This is a genomic window from Pseudomonas sp. BC42 (genome assembly GCF_021560055.1).
Taxonomy (GTDB): Bacteria; Pseudomonadota; Gammaproteobacteria; order Pseudomonadales; family Pseudomonadaceae; genus Aquipseudomonas.
Genome location: NZ_CP091067.1, coordinates 722911 through 740490, shown reverse-complemented (window position 1 = coordinate 740490; position 17580 = coordinate 722911). Strand labels below are relative to the sequence as shown.

Annotated in this window: 11 protein-coding genes; 10 read left to right on the top strand and 1 reads right to left on the bottom strand. The window is 65.2% G+C overall.

All coding sequences use genetic code 11. From position 1 onward, the window contains the following. The first annotated feature begins 58 nt into the window (after positions 1–58). Entirely contained in the window at positions 59–4342 is a 4284-nt protein-coding gene (locus tag L1O02_RS03475; RefSeq protein ID WP_235759526.1) for a DEAD/DEAH box helicase, read from the top strand. A gap of 101 nt (positions 4343–4443) precedes the next feature. Here the strand turns inward: L1O02_RS03475 and L1O02_RS03470 are convergent, their stop codons facing one another. Then, the gene (locus tag L1O02_RS03470) at positions 4444–5439 is read right to left on the bottom strand and encodes a GlxA family transcriptional regulator (protein ID WP_129406571.1); all 996 of its coding nucleotides are present in this window, start codon (positions 5437–5439) and stop codon (positions 4444–4446) included. 102 nt (positions 5440–5541) lie between these two features. Here L1O02_RS03470 and L1O02_RS03465 point away from each other — a divergent pair, with 102 nt between their 5' ends. From L1O02_RS03465 to L1O02_RS03425, 9 genes are all read left to right on the top strand, one after another. Further along, complete coding sequence (locus tag L1O02_RS03465; protein WP_060841320.1) at positions 5542–6090, top strand: cysteine hydrolase family protein; 549 nt, start codon at positions 5542–5544, stop codon at positions 6088–6090. Positions 6091–6789: 699 nt separating this feature from the next. Then, positions 6790–8673 carry a 3-dehydroquinate synthase gene (locus L1O02_RS03460; protein ID WP_108546131.1) on the top strand — a complete coding sequence of 628 codons (1884 nt, stop codon included), beginning with the start codon at positions 6790–6792 and terminating at the stop codon, positions 8671–8673. After that, positions 8670–9554 (top strand): UbiA family prenyltransferase, encoded by an 885-nt coding sequence (locus L1O02_RS03455; protein WP_060841322.1) that lies wholly within the window; start codon positions 8670–8672, stop codon positions 9552–9554. The genes L1O02_RS03460 and L1O02_RS03455 overlap by 4 nt, the downstream gene beginning before the upstream one ends. Continuing rightward, entirely contained in the window at positions 9551–10318 is a 768-nt protein-coding gene (locus tag L1O02_RS03450; RefSeq protein ID WP_060844763.1) for an EboA domain-containing protein, read from the top strand. The genes L1O02_RS03455 and L1O02_RS03450 overlap by 4 nt, the downstream gene beginning before the upstream one ends. 53 nt (positions 10319–10371) lie before the next feature. Continuing rightward, positions 10372–11256, top strand: a complete 885-nt coding sequence (locus L1O02_RS03445) for a TatD family hydrolase (protein ID WP_060841324.1) — start codon at positions 10372–10374, stop codon at positions 11254–11256. After that, positions 11253–12491, top strand: coding sequence for a metabolite traffic protein EboE (gene eboE, locus L1O02_RS03440; protein ID WP_060841325.1), 1239 nt, complete (start codon positions 11253–11255; stop codon positions 12489–12491). Before L1O02_RS03445 ends, eboE begins: the two co-directional genes overlap by 4 nt. Next, a complete protein-coding gene (locus L1O02_RS03435; protein WP_060841326.1) occupies positions 12481–13926 on the top strand; it encodes a nucleotide pyrophosphatase/phosphodiesterase family protein in 1446 nt (481 codons plus the stop codon). Before eboE ends, L1O02_RS03435 begins: the two co-directional genes overlap by 11 nt. After that, complete coding sequence (locus tag L1O02_RS03430; RefSeq protein WP_060841327.1) at positions 13905–15092, top strand: hypothetical protein; 1188 nt, start codon at positions 13905–13907, stop codon at positions 15090–15092. The genes L1O02_RS03435 and L1O02_RS03430 overlap by 22 nt, the downstream gene beginning before the upstream one ends. Before the next feature lie 11 nt (positions 15093–15103). After that, complete coding sequence (locus L1O02_RS03425; protein ID WP_060841328.1) at positions 15104–17533, top strand: hypothetical protein; 2430 nt, start codon at positions 15104–15106, stop codon at positions 17531–17533. Positions 17534–17580 lie beyond the last annotated feature (47 nt).

Genomic DNA, 17580 nt, shown 5'->3' with positions numbered 1-17580 from the left:
GCGGCGGCAAGGCGCGCGGTACTTGCAAGTTGGCCGTAGCGGCCGCATAAAACCTTCCATGAACCTTGCCGAATCCGTGAGCCCGGGCCTGGACGGTTTTCACCCCGCCGTCAGCGCCTGGTTCAAGCGCACCTTTGCCGCCGTGACCACGGCCCAGGCCCGCGCCTGGCCGTTGATCGCCCAGCGCCGCTCGACCCTGATCGCCGCCCCTACAGGTTCAGGCAAGACCCTCACCGCCTTTCTCGCCGTGATCGATGATCTGGTCCGCCAGGGCCTGGCCGCCGGGGGGCGATTGCCGGACGCCACCCTGGTGGTCTACGTCTCGCCGCTCAAGGCCCTGAGCAACGATATCCAGATCAACCTGCAGCAGCCGCTGCTCGGCATCACCGAGCAGCTGCGCCGGATGGGCTTGCCGGACCTGTCCATCAGCACCGCGGTGCGGACCGGCGACACCCCGCAAAAAGACCGCAACGCCATGCGCAAGCGTGCGCCGCAGATTCTCGTCACCACGCCGGAATCCCTCTATGTGCTGCTGGGTTCGGACTCCGGCCGCAGCATGCTGGCCAGCACCCGCACGGTGATCGTCGACGAGATCCACGCCCTGGCCGGCAGCAAGCGCGGCAGCCACCTGGCCCTGAGCCTGGAACGCTTGCAGGCCCTGTGCAGCGAGCCTCTGCTGCGCATCGGCCTGTCCGCCACGCAGAAACCCATCGAGGCCGTGTCGCGGTTCCTGGTGGGCCATGAGCGGCCCTGTGCAATTGTCGACATCGGTCATGCCCGCCCGCGGGATCTGGACATCGAAGTACCGCCCGTGCCGCTGTCGGCGGTCATGGCCAACGATGTCTGGGAACTGCTGTACGAACGCCTCGCCGAACTGGTTCGCGAGCACCGCACCACGCTGATATTCGTCAACACCCGGCGCCTGGCCGAACGCCTGGCCCGGCACCTGAGCGAACGCCTGGGCAAGCCGGCGGTGGCCGCGCATCACGGCAGCCTGGCCAAGGAACAGCGCCTGGACGCCGAGCAACGACTCAAGGCCGGCGAGCTGCAAGTGCTGATCGCCACGGCGTCCCTGGAACTGGGAATCGATATCGGCGATGTCGACCTGGTGTGCCAGATCGGTTCGCCCCGTTCGATCTCGGCCTTTTTGCAGCGGGTCGGGCGCTCCGGCCATCAGGTGGGCGGCACGCCGAAAGGCCGGCTGTTCGCCCTGAGCCGGGACGACCTGATCGAATGCGCCGCCCTGCTGGACTGCGTGCGCCGCGGCGAGCTGGACAGCCTGCTGATCCCCCATGCGCCACTGGATGTGCTGGCCCAGCAGATCGTCGCCGAGGTCAGTTGCCAGGAGTGGTCGGAAGCCGCCCTGCTGAGCCTGCTGCGCCGGGCCACGCCTTACGCCGATCTGGATCAGGCCCACTATCAGGCCCTGCTGCAGATGCTTGCCGAAGGGTTCAACGGCCGTCAGGGCCTGCGCAGCGCCTATCTGCATCGCGACGCCCTGACCCGCACCCTGCGCGGCCGTCGCGGGGCCAGGCTGACGGCGGTCACCAGCGGCGGGACCATCCCCGACAACGCCGACTACAGCGTGCTGCTCGAACCCCAGGGCCTGAACATCGGCAGCGTCAATGAAGACTTCGCCGTGGAAAGCATTGCCGGCGACGTGTTCCAGCTGGGCAACACGTCCTATCGCATCCTGCGGGTGGAAACCGGCAAGGTGCGGGTCGAGGATGCCCAGGGCCAGCCGCCGAACATCCCCTTCTGGCTCGGCGAGGCCCCGGGCCGCAGCGCCGAGCTGTCCAGCGCAGTGGCGCGCCTGCTGGCCCAACTGGACGAGCTGCTTGGCGCCACGCCCGGGCACCTGCAACCGGCCATCCACTGGCTGCATCACAAACTGGGGCTGAACCCGGCCAGCGCCGAGCAACTGGTGGACTACCTGGCGCCGGCGCGCCTGGCCCTGGGCGCGCTGCCGTCCCAGGACACGCTGATCATGGAGCGCTTTTTCGACGAGTCCGGCGGCACCCAGCTGGTGATCCACAGCCCCTTCGGCAGCCGCATCAACCGCGCCTGGGGCCTGGCCCTGCGCAAACGCTTCTGCCGCACCTTCAATTTCGAACTGCAGGCCGCCGCCAGCGAAGACGCCATCGTCCTGTCGCTGTCCACCAGCCACAGCTTTGCCCTGGACGAAGTCTGGCGCTACCTGCACAGCCAGAGTGCCGAACACATCCTGATCCAGGCCCTGCTGGACGCTCCGCTGTTCGGCGTGCGCTGGCGCTGGAACGCCGGAGTGGCACTGGCCCTGCCGCGCTACAGCGGCGGACGCAAAGTGGCGCCGCAGATCCAGCGGATGAAAAGCGAAGACTTGATCGCCAGCGTGTTCCCCGATCAGATCGCCTGCCTGGAAAACCTCGCCGGCGAGCGCGAGATTCCCGACCACCCCCTGGTGCAGCAGACCCTCGATGACTGCCTGCACCAGGCCATGGACAGCGAAGGCTGGCTGCACCTGCTGCGGCGCATGGAACAGGGGCAGGTGCGCCTGCTCAGCCGCGATCTGCCGGCGCCCTCGCCACTGGCTGCGGAGATTCTCAGCGCCAAGCCCTACACCTTTCTCGATGACGCGCCCCTGGAAGAGCGCCGCACCCAGGCGGTACTGGCGCGACGCTGGAGCGACCCACAAGCCAGCGACGACCTCGCGGCCCTGGACGCGGACGCCATAACCGCGGTGGCCGAAGAAGCCTGGCCCAACCCGTCCAGCGCCGATGAAATGCACGAGGCGCTGATGAGCCTCGCCGCCATCAGCGAGGCCGAAGCCCGGGCCGATCCCCGCTGGCCCCAATGGCTCGACACCCTGGCCACCCAGGGCCGCGCCTGCCGCTTGCACAGCGCGGCCGGCGATCTGTGGCTGGCCCTGGAGCGCATCACCTGCCTGCGCGCGCTGTACCCCGAGGCCCCCTTGCGACCGGCCTTGCAGCCGGTGCCCGGCTTCGACCAGGCCTGGGACGCGGAATCGGCGCAGGTGGAGCTGATCCGCGCCCGCCTCAGCGGCTTCGGCCCCCAGACCCTGACGCAGATCGCCGCGCCCCTGGCGCTGCCCGGCGCCCAGGTCAGCCAGGCCCTGGTTCAGCTGGAAAGCCAAGGCTACGTGCTGCGCGGCCACTTCACCCCCGGCGCCAGCGAAGAACAGTGGTGCGAACGCCACCTGCTGGCGCGGATTCATCGCTACACGGTCAAGCGCCTGCGCCGGGAAATCGAGCCGGTGGCGCTGCAGGACTTCATGCGCTTCCTGTTCGACTGGCAGCACCTGTCACCCGCCACCCAGGGCCGGGGCAGCGCCATGCTCGCCGAAGTGGTCGGCCAACTCGAAGGCTACCCGGCCGCGGCTTCGGCCTGGGACAGCGACCTGCTGCCAGCACGGATCAAGGACTACTCCGCCAGTTGGCTGGATGAACTGTGCCGCAGCGGCAAGGTGGTCTGGAGTCGGATCAACAGCACCGGCAAGGCCGCCAGCAGTGCCTTGCGCAGCACACCGATCGTGCTGCTGCCACGTGCCCGGGTGGCGCTCTGGAGCGCCTTGACCTGTCCGGTCGAGCGGCACGAACTCTCGCCCAAGGCCCAGAAGGTCCACGCCGTACTGAGCCAGCAGGGCGCCTTGTTTTTCGATGAGCTGTTGCATGAAACCCACCTGCTGCGCAGCGAGCTGGAAAGCGTCCTGCAGGAGCTGGTGGGGGCCGGTCTGGTCAACGCCGACAGCTTCGCCGGCTTGCGCGCCCTGATCACCCCGGCGAGCAAACGTCAGAACCGCAGCAGCCGGCGCGGCCGTGGCGCCTTCGTCGGCGGCATGGACGATGCCGGACGCTGGGCCCTGCTGCGGCGCGCCACGCCCGAGGATCCGGCCGCCACCCTGGAACAGGTGGCCATGACCTTGCTGCGGCGTTACGGCGTAGTGTTCTGGCGCCTGCTGGAGCGCGAGGCGGACTGGCTGCCCAGCTGGCGCGATCTGCTGCGCACCTTCCATCGCCTGGAGGCCCGGGGGGACATCCGCGGTGGACGCTTTGTCAGCGGCCTGGCCGGCGAACAGTTCGCCTTGCCGGAGGCCATCCCCTTGCTGCGGGAAGTCCGCCGGCGTCCCCATGACGGCAGCCTGGTCGCCGTGTGCGGAGTCGATCCGCTGAACCTGGCGGGCACGCTGCTGCCCGGGCCCAAGGTAGCGGCCCTCAGCGGCAATCGCCTGGTGTATCGCGACGGCCTGCCCGCCGCCGCCGAGATCGCCGGCACCCAGCAGCTGTGGATGGAACTGGCGCCCCATGAAGCCCAAGCCTTGCGCAACAAGCTGGTACAGCGCTGAGTCTTGCTGACACTCTCATTGCCGGCCGTTGGCCTCCCGAGCCCGGTGCAAGGTCCAGGGCCCGGGCGGTGTGAAAACTGCTGCGTTAAACGCAGCCCGCACTAGCTGCGGCTGCTGGCACCGGGCGCCGCGCCAAAGCGACTGCGGTATTCGCTGGGCGCCAGACCGGTGATTTTCCGGAACAGGCTGCGAAAGGTCGCCGGGTCCTGATACCCCACGGTCCAGGCGATGTGATCGATGGTGCCCTTGGTGAATTCGAGCAACTCCCGGGCCTTGCCCACCCGCAGGTGCTGGCAGTACTGAGTCGGCTTGAGGCCGGTGGCCGCGCGGAACCGCCGCAACAGGGTGCGCTCCTCCAGCCCCGCCTGTTGCGCCATCACCGGCAGCGACACATCCACCGCGCCATTGGCCTGCAACCAGTGCTGCAACTTGAGGATCGCGCCGTCGCCATGGTTGAGGATCGGCGCGAAATTGCTGCCGCACTGGCTGGCACTGGCGCTGTGCTCCATCACCAGAAAGCGCGCGGTGGCGCTGGCAATGCTCGGCCCCAGCATGCGGTCCACCAGGCGCAGCCCCAGTTCGGCCCAGGCCATCAATCCGGCGGTGGTAATCAGGTCGCCGTCATCGACGATGGGCTGGTCGGCTTCCAGCCGCACCTGGGGATAACGCGCGGCAAAAGCCCGGGCCGAGGTCCAGTGGGTGGTCGCGCTGCGGCCGTCGAGCAGGCCGCTTTCGGCCAGCAGGATCGAACCCACGCACACGCCGCCGAGGGTGGCGCCGGCGGCATGCTGCTGGCGCAGCCAGGTCACCAGGGCGGCAGACGCCTGACTGGCGGAAAATCCCGCCAGCGACGGGGGTATCACCACGGCCTGCAAGCCGTTGTCCGGCCCTGGCAGGCTGTCATGGACCCGCCTCGGCGCGTGCAGGTCGTCGCCCTGCCAATGGCTCACGCGCAAGCGCGGCAGCGCGGCCTGCGGCTGCTCTGCGGCGATCCGGTTGGCCACCTCGAACAGATCGGTCAGGCCGTGCACCGCCGCCATCTGCACCCCGGGATACAGCAGTACGCCAAGCTCAACGACCGTGCCTTGAATGCCCACTGTCAGTTTTCCCCCCGTTAATGTCGTTGCGGCCAATCCTCCAAGGGACAGCGGGTGCCGATACTGGCTCCCACAGCAAACACTCACTTGGAGGCAACACCCATGGCCAAACAGGCGCTCATCGTAATCGATATCCAGAACGACTACTTCGCCGGCGGCAAGTGGCCGCTGGTCGGCGTCGACGCGGCGGCGGACAACGCCGCCCGGCTGATCCAGGCCTTTCGCCGGAACGCCGATCCGGTGGTGCATGTCCGCCATGAATTCACCTCCGACAGCGCGCCGTTCTTCACGCCGGGCTCCGAGGGCGCACGCCTGCACCCCAAGGTGCTGAACCAGGGCGACGAGCCGGTGGTGCTCAAGCACTTCGTCAATTCATTCCGCGACACCGAACTGCAGTCGATCCTGGAGCAGCAGGGCATCGCGGAGCTGGTGATCGTCGGCAACATGAGCCACATGTGTGTCGAGGGCACCGCCCGTGCCGCGGCCGACCTGGGCTACCCGGTGAAGGTGATCCACGATGCCTGCGCCACCCTCGACCTGGAATTCAATGGTCAGCGCGTGGCCGCGGCGCAAGTGCAGAGCGCGGTGATGGCGGCCCTGGCCTTCGCCTACGCCAGCGTGTTGTCCACTGACGAGTTTCTGGCGGCGTAACGAATGGCTTGAAGCCCTTCGGCCTGGCGGTGGGCGCGCCCCACCGCAATCACTCACGGCATGACGCGGCAAGTACCACAACTGCGAATAGTTACGAATGATTCCGATTAACTTTTAAATCATTACTTGTTGCAATAACGCCCATCAAACAACCCATGAGAACCCAATAACCAACGTCACTAACAAGCCGACTACTCAATAGCTGACTAATAAAAACAATTAACCCGCGCATTATCTGGAATACTGCCCAAGACTTTTAACCTTGTACTTTCGTCCCATAACAACTGCATAAAAGCCCCCACACTTACTTCCAAGAGTTACTTGAACCACATATAACAAAAAGAAATAAAACATATAGCAAGCAGGAACATGTTGTTGCCGCAGCACCCCGTATTTGTTGAGGCAAAGGCCTCGCAAAGACAACCACGCTCCCCCGTAGCAGCTGGTTTTCCAGGCTGTTTACCCATCTAGTCCAGACTTTCTCAACGAGCCATATATTTTCCTTGCAGGCCACTTCTTTGAGCCTGCTTGAAAATCCGGTGGCCTTGACTAAGTTGATAGCTACTCGCCACACAAGTGCGCTTCTGCTGCCAGAAGACCAATAAGAACCGCCGAGGAATTGAATAACCGGACACCCTCCCTGCCTGACCCAGCTGACACTGACACGGAATTAGTCATATCAATCAAGAGGGACGCTTGATGAAGCGCAGCTCATTGCCTCGTGCTTTCTCACTGAAGGGTACGGCGGAAAACTACTGGCTTTCCTTATTGCTGTTTTCGACCCTGGTGGTTGCCAGCTTCCTGCTGTTCGAGCAACAGATCCAGCAACTGCTGAATCACCTCGGCGGCTTTCTCCCGACCGATCCCGTGCAACGCACCAGTCTGGCCCTGCTGTTGATCACCCTGTTGGCGCTGGATGTGCTGTTGCCGGTGCCTTCGAGCCTGGTCGCGCTGCTGGCCGTGGCCGCCCTGGGCGCCATCGGCGGCTATCTGGTGATCTTTATCGGGCTGTGCCTGGGGGCCGCCCTGGGCTACTGGCTGGGGGCCGGTTACTTTCGCCTGTTGTCCACCTGGCTGGGACTCAGAAGCTGGCAACCCGGACAACTGGCCTATCGCCTCAGCACCCTGTCCCTGATCTGCCTGCGTGGCGTGCCGGTGCTGGCGGAAACCTCGGTGCTGGCCGCCGGCATGCAGCGCTATCCACTGCGCCAGTTCCTGCTGGTCACCACCCTGGCCAATGCCGGACTGGCCCTGGCCTATGCGGCCATCGGCAGCCTGCTGGTGGAACAGAACGCCTTGCTGGCGACGATTCTCGCCAGCATGGTCCTGCCGGGGCTGTTCCTCGGCGCCCGCAGCCTGCTCAAGCCACGCGAGGCCCCGGCAAGGAGCGATCAGGCACAGGCCCTGGAAGGCCGCTTCGAGGTGAGCTACCACTACCCGGTGCTGTTCACCGATCACGTCTTCCAGGTCGACAACCCCTGCCTGCACCAGCAACTGGCCCAGCCGCGGGCGGGGCGCACCACAGTGCTGGTCTTCGTCGATGAACAACTGCTGCAGTGCTCCCCGCAGTTGCCGCAACAGATCGACGCCTACTTCACCGCCCATGCCGCCGACCTGCACCTGCAGGCCGCGCCGATCCCGGTGCCGGCAGGCGAGCTGAGCAAGACCCCCGAGGTCTTGCAGCAGTTGTACGCCCAGATGCTCGAACACGGCCTGGACCGCCACTGCTATGTGCTGGCCCTGGGCGGCGGCGCGCTGCTGGACGCGGTGGGCTACGCCTGCGCCACCTTCCATCGGGGCATGCGCCTGATCCGCATCCCGACCACGGTGCTGGCCCAGAACGACGCCGGCATCGGGGTCAAGAACGGCATCAACGCCTTTGCCCAGAAAAACCTCCTGGGGGCCTTCTACCCGGCCACGGCGGTGATCAACGACTTCCAGTGGCTGCTCAGCCTGTCGCCCCGGGACCAGATCGCCGGGCTGGCCGAAGCGGTGAAGGTGGCGGTGATCAAGGACGCCGCGTTCTTCCAATGGATGGAGCAGCAAGCCCAGGCCCTGGCCACCTTCGAACACAGCGCCAGCCGCTACGCCATCCACCGCTGTGCCGAACTGCACCTGGGGCACATCACCGGCGCCGGCGACCCCTTCGAGCGGGGCAATGGCCGGCCCCTGGACTACGGACACTGGGCAGCGCACAAGCTGGAGAACCTCAGCCGGCATCGTCTGCGCCATGGCGAGGCAGTGGCGGTGGGCATGGCCCTGGACGCGCTCTATGCCAATGCCAGCGGCCTGCTGAGCGACACCGAGACCCAGCGCCTGCTGCAACTGCTGGAGCGGCTCGGCTTCAACCTGTGCCCACCGGAGCTCGGCCTGAAGGATGCCCAGGGCCGCTCCCTGGTCCTGATCGGCCTGGAGGAGTTCCGCCAGCATCTGGGCGGCCAGCTGTCGATCCCGATGCTCAACCGCCTCGGACACTCCATCGATGTGCATCACATCGACATGCCACTGATGGAACAGGCGCTGTTGCGCCTGGCCAGTTTCGGCGGCCCGGACTTCGCCTGGACCGAGGACTGCGCCCGATGAGCCATTCCTCATTGACCACCTGGCTGACCCTGGGCCGAGTCTCCAACCTGCCGACGGTGTGGACCAACGCCCTGGCCGCCGCCCTGCTGGCCAGCAGCGCCACCACCCAGGCGCCACCTTCACCGCTGGTCTGGACCCTGCTGCTGGTGGCGCTCTCGGCGCTGTACCTGGCCGGCATGCTGCTCAACGACCTGCTGGATGCCGACTGGGACCTCCGGCATCAGAACCCGCGGCCGATTGTTCTCGGCCTGGTCACTCGCACCCAGGTCAGCCTGGCCACCGCCGCGCTGTTGCTGCTGGCGAGCCTGGCGGTGCTGGGCCTGAGCCAGCTGATCGCCCAGCCCCACTGGCTGCTGGCCAGTGCCGGATTGCTGCTGCTGTTCATCCTCGCCTACAACCTGCTGCACAAGAACTATCCCCACAGCGTCTGGCTGATGGGCGGCTGCCGCTCGGCCCTGTACCTGACCGCCGCCGCCTGCCTGGCGCTGCCACCGCAACCGCTGTGGCTGTGCGCCGCGTTGCTGGGCACCTACATCGCCGGCCTGACCTACCTGGCCCGGCTGGAGCACCGCAACCAGCTGCTCAGCCGCCTGCCGCTGCTGCTGATGCTCAGCCCGCTGGTGCTGGCCTTCTACGCCGACAACGGCGTGTTCTGGCTGGTCCTGCTGCTGTGGCTGGGCTGGCTGGGCTGGCACTACCGGCGCCACCTGGCCAACCCACGGCAGCGGCAGATCCGCGCCTTCATCGGTGCTGGCCTGGCGGCCCTGCCGCTGTTCGACGCCCTGGTGCTGGCCCTGGCCAATCAGCCCCTGGGCAGTCTGTTGTGCGTACTGGTGTTCTTCCTGCTTCCCCACCTTCAACGTTGGATCAAGCCGACATGAACCTGGACGTCATTTCCCCGCTCTCACCTGCGCTTGCCCTGCGCCATGCAGCCTTTGCCGAACGCCGCCGGCAACTCGAACGACAGCTCGACGACCCGAGCCGGCACTGGTGGCACGCGGCCCAGGAACAACTGGCGCAGCAGCCCTCGGCCAATACCCTGGTGCTGCTCAGCAGCCAGTGCAAACGCCGGCTTGGCCAGCCGGCGCCGCTCACCGACCCGGGCAACGAGCGCATTCAGCTGGCCCGGGCCCTGCTCCTGGCGCAGTTGCTGGAGCAACAGGCCGGCAGCGACCAACTGGCCTTGCTGCGCCAGCTGTTTCTCTGGGGGGACGACCAGGAGAAGAGCGTGCTGCTCAAGGTTCTGGATGACCTGGACAGCGAAGGCCGCAGCCTGGAGCTGGCGCTGCAGGCCGGGCGCACCAACAACCGCGAAGTGTTCGCCGCCATCGCCCTGGACAACCCCTTCCCCGCCCGCCACTACCCCGAGCGGGCCTTCCACCAGTTGGTGCTCAAGACCCTGGGCATGGGCCTGGACACTGGACGCATCGTCGGCCTGGCCCAGCGCCGCAGCGTCGACCTCAACCAGCTGGCCCTGGAACACATGGAAGAGCAGTTGGCCGCGTTCCGCAGCGTCAGCGACACGCTGCCTCAGGCCATCGCCTTTGAACTCTTGAGCCAGGCCCAGTGCCAGCGCCTGCGCGGCTTGTGCCAGCAGCGCCGGCTGCCCGCGCACTGGCTCGAACACGTGCCGCCCGGCGCCTGAAACACCCCGGGACAGGCCGCACCGATTTTTCACCACTGCATCAGGAACTCACCATGCCGAAGTACTTTGACCCGCATATCCATATGGTCAGCCGCACCACCGACGACTATCAGAACATGGCCGCCGCCGGTATCACCGGAGTCATCGAACCGGCCTTCTGGCAAGGTCAGGCGCGTACCAGCGTCGGCAGCTTCATCGATTACTTCGACACCCTGCTGGGCTGGGAACGCTTTCGCGCCAGCATGTTCGGCATTCACCATTTCTGCACCATTGGCCTGAACCCCAAGGAGGCCAATGACCTGTCAGTGGCCAACGAGGTGCTGGAGATCCTCCCGCGCTACCTGGTCAAGGACGGCGTGGTGGCCGTCGGCGAGATCGGCTACGACGACATCACCCCCGAGGAAGACCGTTTTCTCGCCGCGCAGTTGGAACTGGCCAGGCAGTTCAACCTGCCGGTACTGGTGCACACCCCGCACCGGGACAAGATCGGCGGCACCAAGCGCACCCTGGCGGTGATCCGCGAGGTGGGCATTGCCGAGCACCTGGTGATCATCGACCACCTCAATGAACTGACCCTGCCCCTGGTGCTGGACAGCGATTGCTGGCGCGGGCACTCGATCTACCCCAACACCAAGATGTCGGAACAGCGCATGGTGGCCCTGCTCCAGCAGTACGGCACCGAGAAAATGGTGGTCAACAGCGCCGCCGACTGGGGCATCAGTGATCCGCTCAAGGTGCCCAAGACCGGCCAGGCCATGCTCGCCGCCGGGTTCAACGAGGCCCAGGTGGAACAGGTGCTGTTCCACAACCCGGTGGATTTCTTCGCCCAGAGCGGGCAGTTGGACAAACAGCTGGTGAGCACCCCGCTGCCCATCGACCAGCGCCGCCAGTGGCAGGACAACTCGGCCCTGCGCGGTCAGGAACCGGTGGTCAAATGAGCGCCCGGGCCGGTTGGAGCGCCGCGCAGGTCGGCTACTGCAGCAACGTGCACCCGGCCCGGAGCGTGGCCGATCTGCAGGCGTCGATCCAGCAGCACTTCCAGGGCGTGCGCCGCCAGCGCGGGCTGGCGGTGCAGGACAGCGGCCTGTGGATCAGCGCCCAGGCGGCCGGCGAATTGCAACAGCCCGCAGCGCGCGAGGCGTTCCTCGGCTTGCTCCACGACTGCGGGCTGCGCCTGACCTCCCTCAACGGCTTTCCTTATGGCCAATTCCATCAGGGCGCGGTCAAGGCCGAGGTCTATCGGCCGACCTGGGCCGAGCCGCAGCGCCTGGAATACAGCCTGCAACTGGCGGAACTGCTGGCTGCCGCCCTGCCCCTGGACTGTCCCCAGGGGGTGATTTCCAGCGTGCCCCTGGGTTATGCCGCGCAGTGGGACGCTGCCCAGCAGCAACAGGCCGAGGCTCAGCTGTTGCAGTTGACCGCCGGGCTGGCCAGCCTGCATCGGCGCAGCGGCAAGAAGATCCTCCTGTGCCTGGAAATGGAGCCGGACTGCGTCCTGGAAAACACCGATCAGGCCATCGCCTTCTTTCAACGCTGGAAAACCTGCGACCCGCACCATCAGTACCTGGCGCTGTGTTTCGACGTCTGCCACCAGGCGGTGGTCTTCGAAGACTGCTACCAGTCGCTGCAACGCTTGCTGCAGGCGCGCATACCGGTGGGCAAGATCCAGTTGTCCAATGCGCTGATCTGCCACTTGCCCGAGGGCGACCCGCAACGCCGCCAGCAGGTGCTGCAGGCCTTGGGCAGCTTCGTCGAAGCCACCTACCTGCATCAGGTCAAGGCCCGGGACCGCGCGGGGCAACTGCTGGCCTGGGCCGACCTGCCCAAGGCGCTGCAGGCGGCGCAGCCGCAGCAGGGGCACTGCCCGGAGCTGCGGATCCACTTCCATGTGCCCCTGTTCAGCCAGCAGTTCCTGCTGCCGGAGCTCCATGGCAGCCAGCAGGCACTGATGCGCACCTTCGACTTTCTAGCCGCCCACCCACAGTTCCAGCCGGTGCTGGAGGTCGAGACCTACAGCTGGAACGTGCTGCCCGGCGCCTTGCGCCCGGACACCGAGCAGGCCCTGCTCCACGGCATCGCTGCGGAACTGCAATGGGTCGAGGAACAACTGCGCCAACGGCACTTGCTGCACGGGCAAGCGTCGCTCATGGAGACCCCCACCCATGCCCTCTGAAACCCTGCGCCAGCCCTTGCTGCTGATCAATGTGGTGGGCCTGACGCCGAGCCTGCTGGGCCCGGCCACGCCGCGCATCAACGCCCTGTTGCAACGGGCGCGGATGGCCAGACTGCAACCGGTGTTCCCGGCCGTGACCTCGACGGTGCAGGCCTCGATCCTCACCGGCTTGCCGCCCTCGGAACACGGCATCGTCGGCAACGGCTGGTACTGGCGCGATCAGGCCGAAGTGCGTTTCTGGCTGCAGCCCAACGGGCTGATTCAGGGCGAGAAGATCTGGCAGAGCCTGCAGCGGCAGATCCCCGACCTGCGCTGCAGCCAGCTGTTCTGGTGGTTCAACATGCATGCCCAGGTGAACGCGGCCATCACTCCGCGGCCACATTACCCGGCTGACGGGCGCAAAGTGTTCGGCCTCTATTCGTCACCGCCCGGACTGCACGAGCGCATTGAACAGCAGATCGGCGAGTTTCCCTTTCCCGGTTTCTGGGGCCCGGCGGCGGGGATTGCCTCCAGCCGCTGGATCGTCGACTGCGCCATCGCCGAGTTCCAGATCAACCGGCCGCACCTGCAGCTGATCTACCTGCCGCACCTGGACTACAGCCTGCAGCGCCTGGGCCCCGAGCATCCGTCCATCAGCGATGAAGTGCGGGCCATCGACCATGAAGTCGGGCGCCTGCTGGATTTTGCCCGGCAGCAGGGCGCGGCAGTGATGCTGGTGTCCGAATACGGCATCGAAGCGGTACAGCAGTCGATCTCCATCAACCGCGTGCTGCGTGAACAGGGCCTGTTGCAGGTGCGTCGCTCCCTGAGCTGGGAGTTGCTCGATCCCGGCGCCAGCGCCGCCTTTGCCGTGGCCGATCACCAGATCGCCCACATCTATGTGCGCGAGCCCAAGGACATCGCCCGGGTCAAGGCGCTGTTGCAGCGCCAGCCCGGCATCGAACAGGTGCTGGACAAGACCGAGCAGCGGGCCTGGCAGCTGGATCACCCGCGCAGCGGCGAGCTGGTGGCGGTGGCCGCCGCGGGCTTCTGGTTCGATTACTACTACTGGTTCGACGATCGCCTGGCCCCGGACTTCGCCCGCACCGTGGATATCCACCGCAAGCCGGGCTACGACCCGCTGGAGTTGTTCATCGACCCGGCGATCCGCTTTCCCAAGCTACGGGTAGCGCGGCGCCTGCTGCAGAAGAAGCTCGGCTTTCGCTACTACATGGACCTGATTCCACTGGACACCTCACTGATTCGCGGCAGCCACGGACGCTTGCCGAGCACCCCCGAGGTGGGCCCCCTGCTGATCACCGACTGCGATTTACCACTGCCGGACCACCTGCCGGCCACCGCGGTAAAGCACCTGCTCCTAGAGCATTTCCTAGGGCGCCCCAATGACGATACGGCTCAGGCCAAGGAGATTCCATGCGGCGAACCATCCCTATAGTCGTGCTGAGTGTGTTGAGCGGCCTAGCCCAGGCCCAGACCACCAGCCCGTTCAACTGCAACAACTTCCTCACCTTCAACGGTGATCAGAGCACAACCCTGAGCACCTTCAAGCAGAGCCCGGAAACCATGGCCTGGAACTGGTTCGTCTGCCTCAACCAGGCCGACGGCAGCAACGGCGGCCTCCGGGTCTGGGAGACCTTCAAGCCTTCCGATCAGGTCTACCGGTTGAAAGGCGCCGAGCCCCTGCCTTACTCCGAGCGCGAGAATCTGCCGAGCGAGGTGCCGGAGCTGGCGCAAAAGCAGGGCATGGACCCCAAGGGGCTGTTCCAGTTCCTGGGCAACGACACCGCTGGCAGCCCGCAGAACGGCGTTCAGCAGGTCGATGGCCTGGCCTTGAAAATGCGCAGCGGTGCCCCGGTCCCGCCGTCGAAGCACGAACAACTGGTGCGTTTCCACCTGATGATGGGCAAGGACACCTTCAACTACATCGTGGCCAACAAGGTCTATAACCGCGATGGCCTTGCCAAGCTGACCAGCAACCTGGATTTCCCGGCCACCGCCTGGGAGCTGAAGACCTCCTGGTTCTGGATCGGCACCGACCAGGGCTTCAAGACCCTGCTGGCCGAAGATGGCTACTACATCTCCCAGGCCTACTACGTGGACAGCACCGGCCAGTATCAGGTGGGCTACGCCGCCCTGAGCGGCATGCATGTGATCAACAAGCTGACCCCGGACTGGGTCTGGACCACCTTCGAGAATCGCAACAATCCCAAGTACACCGTCACCAATGACACCCCACCCAAGCCGATGACCAACATCACCGGCCCCACCGATGCCGCCAAACCGGTGAACATCAGCTTCCAGCAGCAGTATTCGAACCTGGCCCAGTACGAACTGATCGGCGTGCAGTACGACCAGCACCAGGCCGAACCCAAGCTGCTGGCCAACTCCCAGCTGGAGTCGGCCTTCCAGGGCAGCTCTTCGTGCCTGGCTTGCCACAGCACCGCGGCCTACTCGACACAGAAGAACAACTTCTTCTCGTTCAACATCGACCACACAGGCGGAATCCTCTACCCCACCAGCGTACTGCCGGACAAAGACTTCGTCGGTTATCAAAAACTGGACTACGTCTGGTCGCTCAAACGCGCCCAGTGGAAACGCTAAGGAGAGCCACCATGAGCGTCTTGAACTTTCCCCGGATCTACCTCAACGGTTTCATGTTCTGGAACCCGCCGACCTTCAACAACAACGATGTGCTGCCGCTGTACGACGCGGTGAAGATGCAGATGAACTGGCGTTTCTTGAGCGAGTACGGGATCAACGACAAGAATGCCCCGCAGACGCTGATGCCCTGGGGCATCACCCCGCTGGCCTACCAGAATGTCCCGGACTATGTGCTGCAGGTGCCGACCAACGGCGATCCCAACAGTTACCCGATGATTCCCGCCGAGTGGGACCTGTTCGGCGACAACGCTTGCGGCACCGTGGATTATCAACAGTTTCGCTCGGTGATCATCGGCGGGGAATCCAAGGTCGACAGCTACATCGACAACGATCCGCTGATCAACAAGTCCTACCAACTGCTGGGCAATTCCTTCGGTAACCCGAGCCCGACCGCGGCACGTTTTGTCGACATCAGCCCCTGGCAGAACACCTTCACCGCGCTGTACTTCGACAAGATCACCCTGGGCGATACCACCTGCGGAGTGACCCTGAAACAGGGCTGCCGCATGCTCAACCGCTTCCTGGATTTCAATTGGGGGGCATTCGGCGGCCTGGTCTACGTGACCTGTACCTGGCAGACCTGCTTTACCAAAGACCAGGTGGACTGGTTCCTCGGCGGTTCGCAACTGCTGCAGAACCTGAAGGATGAAATGGAGCAGAACAAGGACGCCCAGGGCCTGATGCTCAGGTTCACCACCTACCTGACCGTCTACGACAAGAACGGCCTGTTCAACGACTTCAAGATCGTCAACAGCCACTCCCAGGCGCCCTGGGACATGTCCAGGTTGCAGATGCTCTATCAAATAGGCCTGGACAACCCGACCGAAACCTTCTTCAACCCGGCCTACAGCCGCACCGCCGGCACCCTGGGCCTGTGGCTCAACAACGAGTTCCCCACCGCCCCGGCCGGCCAGCGCCTGACGCCCCTGACCCCGGTGGACTTCTACAAGAAGGTTCCGGGCGACACGGTGATCCACAAGCCGGAACAGGTGGTCAACCTGGGCGTGCTCAGCGCCCAGCTCAACGGCAGTACGCTGTCGCTGGACCTGGGCAATACCTTTCCGAGCTACCCGGCTGTCCATGACCTTCCGGCCGCCCCTGACCTGGATGGCCGCAACAACGCTATTCCGGTCGCCGCCAAGTTCCATGTCGGCGACTATGAGTTGGGGGTCCAGCAGGGCGGCAACTTCGAGCCCCTGACCGGCATCAGCTTCGACCAGTATCAGCAATCGAACTTTGACAAGCGTTCCGGCCTGTTGGACCTGCCCCTCGATGCCGGCGCCCAGGCCCTGCTGAAAAACGGCAACCTGGCGCTGCGGCTCAAGGGCACCGACACCATCGCCGCTCAACAGCAGATGTGGACCGCGGAAGTCATCGAGAGCGGCAGTTTCATCGACGTCGGTGACAGCCGGACGCTGAACATCATGGTGCAGTACAACGGCAAGCCCGCGCCGGCCGGCACCACCTTGTGGGTCGCCGAGTACAACAACGCCTTCATGCTGACCACCAGCAACTACTACCTGGCGTTCAGCAACCCGGCGGACTTCGTGCTGATCAAAGACCTTCCCGACATGCGAGCGAAGAACGAGCCGGGCATGCCCCAGTTCGTCGACAGTTCGCAGCATCCGAGCCTGTTCAGGGAGGGCAGCGGCAGGCGCCTGAGCGCCATGATCGTCAAGGCTACCGCGTGCGATGAGCCGGTAAGCACCCCCATCACCTATCAGGAGTTCCTGAAAACACCGGCCGCCGTCGACCTGAGGCCGTGCCTGAAGTTCGACAAGCCACAGCCGATGACCGGGAAGCTGGACAATGACGCCGGCCTGGGCGCCACCGTGAACTACAGCCTGACCAGCATCAAGACCAATGCCGACGGCATCGCCCAGTTGACGGTGCAAGCCGTGGCGCCGGGCTTTCCCACCCTGCGCTTTTTCATTCAGGACGATCCGACGGGCATTCCGTTCAGCTTCTCCTACACCGACGCCTTCACCGACTTCCTCTCGCCGTTGCGGGTGCTGCCGCAAGAGCCGCAGATGCTCAAGGACTTCATCGACTGCTGGAACCGGGTGTACCAGTTCGACGACGCCAATGTGCGGATCTGGAAAGAGTTCATCTTTCCGCAAATCCTGCAGCCCTTCTATTACCTCTACCCGATCATGAACAAGTACATGCCGCTCAACTCCCTGCAGCGCATCGAGGGCGCGATCGAGCAGTTCATCACCCTGATCAGCAAGGAGTACCAGGAGGCCAGCACCCTGGCCATGCCCATCACCCGGGACCTGCCCCAGAGCCGGCGCCAGGTGCTGGAGATCTGGGCCAAGGATCTGGTGAGCACGGGCTACCCACCGACCCCGCTCGACCTCAACGCCTATCAGCAAGGTTGAGCCGCAACGCTCAGGCACTGGAACACCGGGCGACCCGAGTCGCCCGG

Excerpts from the sequence above, each read along its gene's own strand:
- L1O02_RS03475 (WP_235759526.1), top strand. The coding sequence starts at position 59 with ATGAACCTTGCCGAATCCGTGAGCCCGGGCCTGGACGGTTTTCACCCC.
- L1O02_RS03465 (WP_060841320.1), top strand. The coding sequence starts at position 5,542 with ATGGCCAAACAGGCGCTCATCGTAATCGATATCCAGAACGACTACTTC.
- L1O02_RS03460 (WP_108546131.1), top strand. The coding sequence starts at position 6,790 with ATGAAGCGCAGCTCATTGCCTCGTGCTTTCTCACTGAAGGGTACGGCG.
- L1O02_RS03455 (WP_060841322.1), top strand. The coding sequence starts at position 8,670 with ATGAGCCATTCCTCATTGACCACCTGGCTGACCCTGGGCCGAGTCTCC.
- L1O02_RS03450 (WP_060844763.1), top strand. The coding sequence starts at position 9,551 with ATGAACCTGGACGTCATTTCCCCGCTCTCACCTGCGCTTGCCCTGCGC.
- L1O02_RS03445 (WP_060841324.1), top strand. The coding sequence starts at position 10,372 with ATGCCGAAGTACTTTGACCCGCATATCCATATGGTCAGCCGCACCACC.
- eboE (WP_060841325.1), top strand. The coding sequence starts at position 11,253 with ATGAGCGCCCGGGCCGGTTGGAGCGCCGCGCAGGTCGGCTACTGCAGC.
- L1O02_RS03435 (WP_060841326.1), top strand. The coding sequence starts at position 12,481 with ATGCCCTCTGAAACCCTGCGCCAGCCCTTGCTGCTGATCAATGTGGTG.
- L1O02_RS03430 (WP_060841327.1), top strand. The coding sequence starts at position 13,905 with ATGCGGCGAACCATCCCTATAGTCGTGCTGAGTGTGTTGAGCGGCCTA.
- L1O02_RS03425 (WP_060841328.1), top strand. The coding sequence starts at position 15,104 with ATGAGCGTCTTGAACTTTCCCCGGATCTACCTCAACGGTTTCATGTTC.